Below are 11,727 nucleotides of genomic sequence, written 5' to 3'. Positions count from 1 at the left end.
AATTAATGAGCAATATTGATTATGAGTTTATTACAAAGAATTACTCCTAATTCAGTTTATGTACTTACCCGTTATTCGCCGTCGGTTACGCAGCCTTCAGCCGCTGTGCTAACATGTTTTGCATACTTGTATAAAACGCCCTTAGTTGCTTTTAATGCCGGTTTTTGCCACCTGCTTTTTCTTTCGGCCAACACCTGTTCGTCAATCTTAAGGGTGATCGTTTTTGTTGCAACGCTTATTTCAATGATGTCGTCGTCCTCAACAAGGGCTATGAGCCCACCTTCAAAAGCTTCGGGGGTTATATGGCCCACTACAAACCCGTGGGTGCCACCACTAAACCGGCCGTCGGTAATAAGGGCTATACTGTTTCCAAGACCTGCTCCAATTAGGGCTGATGTTGGTTTAAGCATTTCGGGCATACCAGGTGCGCCTTTCGGACCAACATTGCGAATAACCACTACGTCGCCGTGGCCGATTTTGCCGGAATGAATACCAGCGATCAGTTCGAACTCACCGTCGAACACCCTGGCCGTTCCTTCAAAACGTTCACCTTCTTTACCAGTGATTTTTGCTACGCTTCCGCCCTCTGCAAGGTTTCCGTATAAAATCTGGAGGTGGCCGGTTGTTTTAATCGGCCTTTCGAGGGGAAGAATAATCTTCTGATCTTCAAAATCAAGGTCGGGTGCGCCGGCAAGATTTTCAGCTAATGTTCTGCCGGTTACCGTAAGACAATCACCATGAAGCAATCCTTCTTTTAACAGGTATTTCATTACTGCTGGTACCCCGCCGTATTTGTGCAGGTCCTGCATCAGGTATTTGCCGCTTGGTTTAAAATCAGCCAACATGGGAACACGGTCGCTGATTTTTTGAAAATCATCCTGGGTTAGGGGTACATCTACACTTTTCGCCATTGCGATGAGGTGAAGTACCGCATTTGTGCTTCCGCCCAGTACCATGATAACGGTGATTGCATTTTCAAACGCTTTGCGCGTCATGATGTCTGACGGCTTTATATCTTTTTCAAGCAACAGGCGGATAGCCTTACCTGCTGCCAGGCATTCATTTCTTTTGTCTTCGCTTAAGGCCGGATTACTGGAAGAGTAGGGGAGACTCATGCCAAGTGCTTCAATGGCGCTTGCCATTGTGTTAGCGGTATACATACCTCCGCAGGCTCCGGCACCGGGACAGGAGTTTTGCACAATACCCTTGAAGTCGACATCCGTTAGTGTTCCTGCAAGCTTTTTTCCGAGTGCCTCAAATGCCGAAACGATGTTCAGGTCTTCCCCATTATAATGCCCCGGGGCGATGGTGCCACCATAAACCATGATCGCCGGCCTGTTCAGCCGCCCCATAGCTATCAGTGATCCCGGCATATTTTTGTCGCAGCCCGGCAGCGCAATTAAAGCGTCATAATACTGTGCCCCACATACCGCTTCGATAGAGTCGGCAATAATATCGCGGCTTACCAGGGAATAACGCATTCCCTCAGTTCCATTGCTGATACCGTCGCTTACGCCAATTGTATTAAAAATGAGTCCAACAAGTTCTTCGTCCCATACACCTTGCTTCACAACTTTTGCAAGATCGTTCAGGTGCATGTTACAAGTATTGCCATCGTACCCCATGCTTACAATACCGACCTGTGCTTTGGTAAGGTCGTGATCGGTTAAGCCAATGCCATAAAGCATTGCCTGGGCTGCAGGCTGTGTTTCATCCTGGGTGATGGTTTTGCTGTATCTATTTAATTCGCTCATTGTAAGCACACCTGGTTTTAAATATGTGAAGTTTTGATAATTGTTATTTGCCGATGGGAGAAGCAACGATCAGCACATGGTCTTGGGTTTCAGAACGAGTTACGCCTTTTTCAATCCACTTAAACGGAGGCTTCAGCATAGACTTCGGCTTCGATTACCCGTGCAGCATAAGCAGCTTGCACCCGTTTACTTAGGGTTTCGCTCCAGGGCTTTGAAAAAGGTACATTGTCCAGGCTTTCCCAGCCAATTACTTCAGCAGCGGTACCACAATAAAAGGCTGCTTCAGCACCTTTCACTTCCTCAGTAGTAAAGAGTTTTTCTTCCACTTCAATGTCGAGCGTGGAACAAATCTCCAATACAGTAGCCCTTGTGATTCCTGGTAAAATGTTGCCTTTAGCAGGTGTGATCAACTTACCGTTTTGCTCAAAAAACATGTTTGCTCCCGGCCCTTCCGCTACATACCCATTCATATCGGTAAGCAGAGCCTCATCAAAACCGTTGGATTTAGCTTCCTGGCTCGCCAGTATAGAATTTACATAATGCCCATTAGCTTTTGCTTCTATTTTGAAACCTTTTGGGTTTGGTCGCTGAAACGAAGAAGTAAATACGCGCAGGAGTTTTTCACCCAAAAATGGTTGCATTTGCCAGGCCTGGATGGTAATATAAGAAGCCGTATTTACATTGAAACTCATGTTGGCAGGTGCGTAAACAAGCGGGCGTATATAAGCATCCTGTAGTTCATTTTGCCTGAGCACCTGGTAAGTTGCGTCGATCAGTTCATCTACTGACCAACGATATGGGAGATTTAAAGCTTGTGCTGAATTCCTGAGGCGCTCAAAATGCTCTTCTGCTTTAAATATCCGGGTTTCGCCAGCAGCCGTCTTGTAGGAGCGGATCCCCTCGAACACGCCATAGCCATAATGAAGTGTCTGACCAAAGAGGTCGACCTTTGCTTCTGCGGCTTTTACAAACTGGCCATTCAGGTAGATGATCGTGTTTTCGTTGTAATACATACCGAGGTTGTTGAAATAAAAAAGCCCACCTTTTTGGAGGTGGGCTTTAAGTATTTTGATTTAGATTTTAAATACTGAGTGCACCTCCGGTGAAAGCGGGAATAATTATAATGACCACCACAATAATTCGGGTGACTAGTGTAAGGCCATTATGTAATCTGCTTTTCAACATGAGGTTGAAGCAAATATAACTCCCGTGAATTAGAAAAACAAAGAACTTTTTATATAATCGTAGACTTTCTCAACTCTACGTTATGCTTGTTAATTTTTTGGTGATCCGGGTTGATAATATAATCGGTAACAAGCTCACCAATGGTAGAAGTAAAATAGAAATTGATGGGATCGATGTCCTTGGTAACCAATGAATTGCCAAGTGTCCACCCAACAGCTTCTCTTATCATTGCGGCTTCTTTAAGCATCCCAAAATAATCAAGCATCATCGCCGCGGATAGGATTGAGCCGATGGGGTTAGCAATGTCTTTTCCTGCTGCCTGCGGATAACTGCCATGAATGGGTTCGAACAGGGCGAGTTTACTTCCAACAGACGACGAGGGCAGTAAACCAAGCGACCCGGCAATTACACTTGCTTCGTCGCTGATGATATCACCAAACATATTTTCGGTGAGGATAACATCAAATTGCTTTGGATTCAGGATAATCTGCATAGCAGCATTATCAACAAACATATAATCCACCTTCACATCGGCATACTGGCTAGAAAGCTGCTGCACGACCTTTCTCCATAAACGTGAGGTCTCTAGAACGTTGGCCTTATCAACAAGAGTGAGCATCTTTCTTCGTTGGCGTGCACTTTGAAAAGCCAGGTGGGCTACCCGCTCGATTTCAGAACGGTTGTATACACAATTATCTGAAGCCTGGTTGCCGTCTTCACTCAGATTTTTATCGCCAAAGTAAATTCCACCCGTGAGCTCACGGAAGATGATAAAGTCAACTCCCTCGAGCCGAGTATTTTTTAACGGCGACAAATGGTGCAAAGATGGATAGGTAGTTACCGGCCGGATGTTGGCAAATAGACCCAGTTCTTTCCTGATCCTCAGCAAACCCTGCTCGGGCCGCACTTTGGCCGTTGGATCGTTATCGTATTTGGGATGCCCAATGGCTCCAAAAAGGATGGCGTCGCTTTTTAAACAGGTTTCAAGGGTTTCATCGGGCAGGGGATTACCGGTCTTATCTATGGCATCGGCACCCATGAGACCATATGAATATTCAAAAGTGTGTTTGAACTGGCGACCGATAGCATCAAGCACCTTAATGGATTGCTGCGTTACTTCAGGCCCAATTCCATCTCCCAATATGACTGCAATATTTTTATTCATTCGTTTGCTGCTTTGGTCGGCTACGTCATTACTTCCCGAGTAATGCGTTTGTGGTGTTGAATACCTTCCGGGAAGAAGGGGATTAGTGTGATGCAAGGTTCTCGTACTCCTGTATTTCGGCACGCACACTCAGCAGGTAGTCGATATCGTCGTAACCATTGATCAGGCAGGTCTTTTTATAGTTATTGATTTCAAAAGTTTCCTGTTCTCCTGTTTCATCGATGGTCACTGTTTGCGCGGCAACGTTTACGGTTAATGTAGCTTCGGGGCCAAGTTGTAATATTCTCGTAAGAAACTGTTCGGAAACCTGCACCGGCAATACTCCATTGTTGAGGGCATTGTTTTTAAAAATGTCGGCAAAGAAGCTTGATATGATAACCCGGAACCCAAAGTCGAGAAGGGCCCAGGCTGCGTGCTCGCGTGATGAACCGCTGCCGAAGTTTTTTCCGGCCACAAGTATCTGCCCGCTGTATTGCGGCTGGTTCAAAACAAAGTCTGGCTTTGGTGTTTGTTCATTGTCGTTTAGGTAGCGCCAGTCGCGAAAAAGGTTTTTTCCAAAACCATCGCGGGTAGTTGCTTTAAGAAAACGCGCCGGAATGATCTGGTCGGTATCCACATTTTCAGCCGGTAAAGGATAAAACCTGCTTTGAAGAACTTCTAATTTTTCCATACCTAAATACCTCGTTTAACTATTTATGTTATTAGCTGTTCACTGGTGGAAGATCACGAATATCGGTAACTACCCCGGTGATGGCAGCAGCGGCTGCAGTAAGTGGACTTGCCAGTAAGGTACGGGCGCCGGCACCTTGCCTGCCTTCGAAATTCCGGTTACTTGTTGAAATGCAGTATTCACCTGCAGGAATTTTGTCTTCGTTCATACCAAGGCATGCACTACAGCCTGCCTGGCGGATCTCAAAGCCAGCTTCGATAAAGATCTGGTCCAATCCTTCTTCGTGCGCCTGCCTGGCTACCTGCTGCGAACCGGGAACGATCATTACCTGCACATGTTCGTTTTTCTTTCTTCCTTTTACAACCCCGGCCACAAGTCTTAAATCTTCGATCCTGGCGTTGGTGCAACTACCGATAAAGATGTGCTGCACTGGCATACCAATCAGCGACTTACCGCCGGTAAGACCCATATACGCAAGTGCTTTTTCAAGATTTTTTCTTTCTCCTTCATCAGGGATCGTTTCTGCAACGGGGATAAGCGAGTTTACCGCAATTCCAAGACCCGGGTTGGTGCCGTAAGTGATCATTGGTTGGATATCCTCTGCTTTGATGAAGATTTCCTTATCAAAAACGGCGTCGTCAGCTGAAACGAGTTCTTTCCATTCAGCGACCTTCCGATCCCATTCAGCACCGACTGGTGCAAAGCGGCGACCTTTCATGTATTCAAAGGTGGTTTCATCGGGAGCGATCATTCCACCTCTTGCACCCATTTCGATACTCATATTGCAGATGGTCATACGGGCTTCCATCGAAAGCCGCCTGATGGCTGATCCGGCAAACTCTACAAAATACCCCGTAGCACCGGCGGCAGAAATCTTAGCAATAATATAAAGTACGATATCTTTCGATACAACACCGGGAGGCAACTCGCCTTCGATATTGATGCGCATCGATTTTGGTTTTGTTTGTAACACGCATTGCGAAGCAAAAACCATTTCCACTTCGCTGGTGCCAATTCCGAATGCAATGGCACCAAAAGCGCCGTGTGTGGAGGTGTGGCTATCACCGCAAACAATCGTCATCCCAGGCTGCGTAATGCCCAGTTCAGGGCCGATAATATGAACTATTCCCTGATATGGATGTCCTAAACCGTATAATTCGATGTTGTGATTTGCGCAATTTTCGGTGAGTTTCTCTACCTGCATCCGCGATAAATATTCCTTTATCGGCAGGTGCTGGTCTTTAGTAGGTACGTTATGGTCGGCTGTAGCAACAACCTGTTTGGGCCGGAATACTTTAAGACCCCTTTTCTCGATACCACTAAAAGCCTGTGGGCTGGTTACTTCGTGAATAAAATGTTTGTCGATGTACAGCACCGAAGGTCCGTCGGGAATTGACTTTACTACGTGCCTGTCCCAGATTTTATCAAAAAGTGTATTTGCCATTTAAATTGAGCAATTGTTTATAGATGAAAAAAGTACAAATAGTACAAGAGTGCGACGCAACGATGTTAAATGGCGCGATAGTGCCGGGTCCATATTTAATTTACGGGGGATACCTGTAACTGGTAGGCGTTCGCAAGTTCATACAGGTCTTCCTGCATAACCTCTTTTTTTACGTCGGCGGTCTTCAAAAAAGACTCATAAATCACGTCAATATCATTTCTGTTAAAGGTAAAACCAAGTTGTTGTAACCGGAAAGCGAGTGCGCTCCGCCCGCTGCGGGCAGTAAGCACAATCTTGCTTTCGTCTGCACCAACCTCAACAGGGTTGATGATTTCATATGTGGTTGCATCTTTAAGGAAACCATCCTGGTGGATACCTGATGAATGTGAAAAAGCATTAGAGCCAACGATAGCCTTGTTTGGTTGAACCGGCATACGCATGGTATCGGATACCAGCCTGCTCATTGGATTAAGCAGTTTGGGGTTAATGTTGGTATAAAAGCCCAGGTGTTTGTGTTGGTTGATGATCATAACAACTTCCTCAAGCGAAGTGTTGCCAGCCCTTTCGCCAAGACCATTGATCGTACATTCGATTTGGCGCGCGCCCCCGATTACACCGGCAATGGCATTTGCGGTAGCCAGTCCAAGATCGTTATGGCAATGGCAGGAAATTACCGCCTTGTCAATATTAGGCACGTTGTTTACAAGAAAGGCGATTTTTTCGCCATATTGGTGTGGAAGGCAATAACCGGTTGTATCAGGAATGTTAAGGGTAGTTGCTCCTGCGTTTACCACAGCTTCGCAGATTCTTGCCAGGTATTCGTTATCGGTACGACCAGCATCTTCAGCATAAAATTCAACATCGTCGGTAAAGTTCCTTGCCCATTTAACGCACTGCACGGCCCGCTTTAAAATGTCTTCGCGATTTGAATTAAATTTTCCTTTAATGTGAGAGTCAGATGTGCCGATACCGGTATGAATACGTGAACGTTTTGCATATTTGAGCGCCTGGGCCGCAACTTCTATGTCTTTCTGCACGGCGCGGGTAAGTCCGCACACAACAGCATGTTTAAGGGTGCGGGAGATCATGGTTACCGATTGAAAGTCGCCCGGACTGGAAACGGGAAAGCCTGCTTCAAGAATGTCGACTCCCATCTCCTCGAGCCTTACTGCGAGGTCAACTTTTTCTTCGGTATTCAGTTTACAGCCCGGAACCTGTTCACCATCCCTGAGGGTGGTGTCGAATATGTAAACCTGCTTACCACTCATAACTAATTTTTAAAGGTTGAAAATCAGCGGGGGTTTATATTTGTGAACTATGCTTACCGTTTGAAACCTCCTGCAGACGAATTTACGTACGTGCTAAAGCATATTTCATACAAAATTAATATGCTTCTACGGATTTTAAATGAGTGCTAATGCAGTGAAGTTCTTACTGGTACTGCATTTCAAAGCAAAATTATTACGATGCCCAACTCGTCGACGGATGCACTTTTTCAACTGATTTACTCACTTACAAAGGCAGAAAAGCGAAACTTCAAGCTCTATGTCACCCGCAACTCGTCGTCAGAAGACTTAAAGGTAATTCAGTTGTTTGACGCGCTCGAGAAAATGACGGAGTATGATGAAGAGCTGTTATTACGCAAAAATCCGGGCATCAAAAAACAGCAGCTTTCAAACATGAAGGCGCACCTGTACAAACAACTCCTTGCCAGCCTGCGTTTATTGAAAAGCCAGGATGCAATTGACCTGCAGTTGAATGACCAGTTGGATTATGCCCGTATTCTTTACAACAAAGGCTTATATCACCAAAGCCTGCGTATACTTGATAAGATTAAGGAGGTAGCTACCGAACACAACCAGTTAAGCTTTCTATTACAGGTGTTGTTCCTCGAAAAGAAGATCGAGGCCCTGCACATAACCCGCAGTATGGAAGACCGTGCCGACAACCTCGCCGGCCAGGCAGAATATGTGACTACCCGGCTGGCCATGATCACGCGGTTTTCTAACCTGTCATTGAAGTTGTACAGTTGGTACATTAAACACGGGCATGCACGAAACGAGCAGGATGCCGCGGCCATTAAATCGTTTTTTGAGGATCAGCTACCGGGAGGGCAGGAGAAAGCGACCAGTTTTTACGAAAAGCTGTACCTGTACCAAAGCTATTGCTGGTATGCGTTTATCCGCCAGGACTTCCTGATGTACTACCGGTATACGCAACGTTGGGTTGACCTGTTTAATAAGGAACCCATGATGATCGAACTGGAAACCGGGCATTATATTAAAGGCATGCACAACCTGATGGGCGCCCACTTTGACCTTCAGAATTACCGGAAGCTGGATGAAGAACTAACGAGGTTTGAGGCGTTTGCAGCCTCGGAACTGGTAAAGCAAAATGATAATAACCGGATACAAACTTTTGTTTACCTAAACATATCCAAACTCAACAGGCACTTTCTACAGGGCAGCTTTACCGAAGGGCTCTCGCTGGTGCCGGAGATTGAAGAGAAATTAAAAGAGTACACCCTGTACCTTGACCGACACCGGGTTCTAGTGTTTTACTACAAGATTGCTTCGCTTTATTTCGGTAGCGGCGACTATAATAAAACGATTGATTACCTGAATAAAATCATCAATTGGAAGGTTGACCTGCGCACCGACCTGCAGTGTTATGCCCGGCTATTACACCTGATCGCGCATTATGAACTGGGTAATGTAGACATACTTGAATACCTGATTAAATCCGTTTACCGCTTTATGGCCAAAATGGAAAGTCTGAGCGTTGTAGAGGTAGAGATTTTTAAGTTTATCCGGAACACCTTTCATACATCGTATCGTAAGCTTAAGCCTGAATTTGAAAAGCTGCTGAATAAGTTGAAGAGCCTTGAACAGGACCACTACGAGACCAGGGCGTTCCTGTACCTCGATATTCCTTCCTGGTTGGAAAGTAAAATCAGCGGAGAGCCGGTTGAAAATATTATCCGGAATAAATACCTACTTCGGATGCGATAGCTTATTGCATTATCCACTTATAAAAGTTAGGGAACTCTTCCCGCCATGCCCGTTCATTGTGTTTGTTCAGGGGTGATACCAGGTCCCTAACGGCAAAGCTTTGCTTACTTTGCACCAGCGTTACCATCTTCTTCATATCGGGAACCATATATGGACCTTCCTGTCCGCCCGCGTAAAAAAACAACTTTGGCCGAACGGTGGTCCAGGTGGCTTTCTGAGCTGCTTCGTAGATCGCCGGTGCTACGGCAAATGACGGGGAGAAGATGCCGGCACCGCCAAATACGTTTGGGTATTTGACAATGGCATAAAAGCTGATCAATCCACCCATACTACTGCCGGCAATATAGGTATGCACCGGCCCGGTAAGGGTGCGGTATTGCTTGTCGATAAAAGGTTTCAACGTTGCTGTCAGGAATTCAAGGTAAAGATCACCTTCTCCCTTGCCAAACTCTTTCGTGTCGTAAGGGTTGTACTCATTCATCCGCTTGTCCCCGCCATGGTCTATGCCAACAACAATGGCTTCTTTGCCGGTCTTGAGCTGTAGACTGTCCAGTGCTTCGTCAACACCCCATTCTCCAGAACCCGCCGTTTGTTCATTGAACAGGTTCTGCCCGTCGTGCATGTAGATAACGGGGTAGGACTTTTTCGAACTTGCGTAACTCCGGGGAAGGTAAATCCAAATCCGCCTGCTTCGATTCAGTTGAGGTATTTTAAAAGCACTGTCCAGCAGTTTAACCTGGGGGGTCGCGGTAAACCGCTTTGGTTTTACCGGGAAGTCGTCCTTCCAGCCTGCAACTGAAACGGCTACGGTAGTGTCGCCCGTAACCTTCACCTCACGATTTTCGATGTCGGAGCCGTTGGCTGCAGTCTCAACTTTCTCCCAACTGCCACGTGTGAACTTAAAAGTGTACGTGCCGGCAGGAATATTGCGTAGTACCACGGCTTTCCTCTTTGTACCATAAGGTTTAAGCAGGTAGGCAGGATCATTCGGCGACCAGTTATTAAAACTGCCGCTTGCATAAAAGGTTTCATTTTGCCGGGTGGCAGCCTCATTTACTACCAGGCGCAGGGTGTATTGCGCAATGGTTGGTTGTACAAAAGATATGAATAGTAGTATCAGGAAAAATCGCATGTTGAAGACATTGTTTTGTAAATCAGGAAGGAAGCTGATCGCCCGGAAAGCTGCGGCATTCGTGCACTTCGTAGGTGAATATGCCTGCCTGTACTCCGGGGTCTTCTTCCATAAGTTTTTTCGTTTCTTCAAGGCTTGCGTTGTAAACCGCAACACCCGTTAACTCGCTTCCATCCATAACCGGGCACACAATCGACAACAGGCCTTGTTCGCGTAAGCTGAAGTTACGGCGGCCATGCTCCCATACGATTGGCTTTGAGGCTTCATCGGTAAAAAGAGGGCCCGCCTTTAAAATAACGACACAGTAACTTTTTGTTTTAGCAATCATCTGCATCATGTACTCATCTGTTATGGTCATTGCCGTGGACATTAGGGTTAAGTATGTGGTTTAAATATAACAAGGCATTTCTTTATCACAACGGGTTTCACCACCTTTAGAAAACTTTTAAGGTAATCAGTTTACCACGAGCGCATCAGATACACTAGAAACCAGGGGTTCTTTCAACTATTTTGAACAGACGGTGTTTCCATGCAGGTGCTCGTACCTTTCTACCACTTATAAAAAGCGGTTAGCCCCCATCAATATGACGCAATTGCAACGGAAAATCTTTCTGACAGCCCGATGGGAAAACCTGGTCATGGTAAACTACCAGGTGCAACCTGAATTGCTCCAACCTTTTCTACCCCGGTTTACTGAGCTCGACACGTTTGAAGGTAAACACCTCATTAGCCTGGTAGGTTTTATGTTTAGGGATACCAAAGTGTTTGGCGTAAAATGGCCATGGCACACCCATTTCGAAGAAGTGAACCTGCGTTTTTATGTCAAACACTTCGATGGACAGAAATGGAAACGTGGTGTGGTCTTCATCTCTGAAATTGTTCCCAGTCCTATCATTGCCATTATGGCCAACAAACTATATCATGAGGCGTACAAAGCTATGCCTATGAAACATGGAATGGAGTTGCGGCAAGGTCTCTTATCCCTAAATTATGGCTGGAAATACAGGAACAATTGGAATACCCTTGAGGTTAGTGCATCAGCGTCGCTAAATTCTATCATAAAAGGCAGCGAAGAGGAGTTCATTTTTGAGCACTACTGGGGGTACAATCGTTACGATGCAGCTACAACTGTGGAATACGGTGTCGAGCACGATGTCTGGCAGGTACAAAAGATTACCAATTGGCGGGTTAATTGCGACTTTGCGGGGTTGTATGGGGCACAATTCAAACACCTCGCATCTGCTGAACCTTCATCTGTGTTAATGGCCAAAGGGTCACCAGTTATTATCCGAAAGCCAGTGTTCCTGCGTTCCTGAAAAGGCTCAGCCCTCCCTTATTGTTTTTTTGGTGACCAACAATTGTATTT

General features: G+C 45.9%; 10 protein-coding genes. 2 read left to right on the top strand and 8 right to left on the bottom strand.

All coding sequences use genetic code 11. The annotated features are described in order from the left end of the window. Window positions 1-71 precede the first annotated feature (71 nt). The 6 genes from ilvD to EXU57_RS02430 all read right to left on the bottom strand — a co-directional run bounded on the left by ilvD (window position 72) and on the right by EXU57_RS02430 (window position 7,486). Window positions 72-1,754, bottom strand: coding sequence for a dihydroxy-acid dehydratase (gene ilvD / locus EXU57_RS02455; RefSeq protein WP_133266571.1), 1,683 nt, complete (start codon window positions 1,752-1,754; stop codon window positions 72-74). Between the two features lie 119 nt (window positions 1,755-1,873). Further along, window positions 1,874-2,767, bottom strand: a complete 894-nt coding sequence (locus tag EXU57_RS02450; RefSeq protein ID WP_133266570.1) for a branched-chain amino acid transaminase — start codon at window positions 2,765-2,767, stop codon at window positions 1,874-1,876. 221 nt (window positions 2,768-2,988) lie between these two features. Then, window positions 2,989-4,104, bottom strand: coding sequence for a 3-isopropylmalate dehydrogenase (leuB, locus tag EXU57_RS02445; protein WP_133266569.1), 1,116 nt, complete (start codon window positions 4,102-4,104; stop codon window positions 2,989-2,991). A gap of 82 nt (window positions 4,105-4,186) precedes the next feature. Next, complete coding sequence (gene leuD / locus EXU57_RS02440) at window positions 4,187-4,774, bottom strand: 3-isopropylmalate dehydratase small subunit (RefSeq protein WP_133266568.1); 588 nt, start codon at window positions 4,772-4,774, stop codon at window positions 4,187-4,189. Window positions 4,775-4,805: 31 nt separating this feature from the next. Then, window positions 4,806-6,218: a 3-isopropylmalate dehydratase large subunit gene (leuC, locus tag EXU57_RS02435; protein ID WP_133266567.1), complete on the bottom strand. Its 1,413-nt coding sequence runs from the start codon at window positions 6,216-6,218 to the stop codon at window positions 4,806-4,808. Window positions 6,219-6,313: 95 nt separating this feature from the next. After that, window positions 6,314-7,486 (bottom strand): 2-isopropylmalate synthase, encoded by a 1,173-nt coding sequence (locus EXU57_RS02430; RefSeq protein ID WP_133266566.1) that lies wholly within the window; start codon window positions 7,484-7,486, stop codon window positions 6,314-6,316. Window positions 7,487-7,684: 198 nt separating this feature from the next. Between EXU57_RS02430 and EXU57_RS02425 the strand changes: the two genes are divergently transcribed. Beyond that, complete coding sequence (locus EXU57_RS02425) at window positions 7,685-9,229, top strand: hypothetical protein (protein WP_133266565.1); 1,545 nt, start codon at window positions 7,685-7,687, stop codon at window positions 9,227-9,229. Window position 9,230: 1 nt separating this feature from the next. Here the strand turns inward: EXU57_RS02425 and EXU57_RS02420 are convergent, their stop codons facing one another. Continuing rightward, entirely contained in the window at window positions 9,231-10,361 is a 1,131-nt protein-coding gene (locus EXU57_RS02420) for an alpha/beta hydrolase-fold protein (protein ID WP_133266564.1), read from the bottom strand. Window positions 10,362-10,383: 22 nt separating this feature from the next. Continuing rightward, window positions 10,384-10,719: a hypothetical protein gene (locus tag EXU57_RS02415; RefSeq protein WP_133266563.1), complete on the bottom strand. Its 336-nt coding sequence runs from the start codon at window positions 10,717-10,719 to the stop codon at window positions 10,384-10,386. A gap of 226 nt (window positions 10,720-10,945) precedes the next feature. Between EXU57_RS02415 and EXU57_RS02410 the strand changes: the two genes are divergently transcribed. Beyond that, window positions 10,946-11,677, top strand: coding sequence for a YqjF family protein (locus tag EXU57_RS02410; protein WP_133266562.1), 732 nt, complete (start codon window positions 10,946-10,948; stop codon window positions 11,675-11,677). Window positions 11,678-11,727 lie beyond the last annotated feature (50 nt).

This window comes from Segetibacter sp. 3557_3, from assembly GCF_004354985.1.
Classification (GTDB): Bacteria; Bacteroidota; Bacteroidia; order Chitinophagales; family Chitinophagaceae; genus Segetibacter.
The sequence above is the reverse complement of the archived record's forward strand: the minus strand, read 5'-3'. Positions and strand labels throughout refer to the sequence as shown.

Bases quoted from the DNA above. Each gene is read 5' to 3' on its own strand.
- EXU57_RS02425 (WP_133266565.1), top strand. From the start codon at position 7,685: ATGCCCAACTCGTCGACGGATGCACTTTTTCAACTGATTTACTCACTT.
- EXU57_RS02415 (WP_133266563.1), bottom strand. From the start codon at position 10,719: ATGACCATAACAGATGAGTACATGATGCAGATGATTGCTAAAACAAAA.
- EXU57_RS02430 (WP_133266566.1), bottom strand. From the start codon at position 7,486: ATGAGTGGTAAGCAGGTTTACATATTCGACACCACCCTCAGGGATGGT.
- leuC (WP_133266567.1), bottom strand. From the start codon at position 6,218: ATGGCAAATACACTTTTTGATAAAATCTGGGACAGGCACGTAGTAAAG.
- leuB (WP_133266569.1), bottom strand. From the start codon at position 4,104: ATGAATAAAAATATTGCAGTCATATTGGGAGATGGAATTGGGCCTGAA.
- ilvD (WP_133266571.1), bottom strand. From the start codon at position 1,754: ATGAGCGAATTAAATAGATACAGCAAAACCATCACCCAGGATGAAACA.
- EXU57_RS02410 (WP_133266562.1), top strand. From the start codon at position 10,946: ATGACGCAATTGCAACGGAAAATCTTTCTGACAGCCCGATGGGAAAAC.
- EXU57_RS02450 (WP_133266570.1), bottom strand. From the start codon at position 2,767: ATGTATTACAACGAAAACACGATCATCTACCTGAATGGCCAGTTTGTA.
- EXU57_RS02420 (WP_133266564.1), bottom strand. From the start codon at position 10,361: ATGCGATTTTTCCTGATACTACTATTCATATCTTTTGTACAACCAACC.
- leuD (WP_133266568.1), bottom strand. From the start codon at position 4,774: ATGGAAAAATTAGAAGTTCTTCAAAGCAGGTTTTATCCTTTACCGGCT.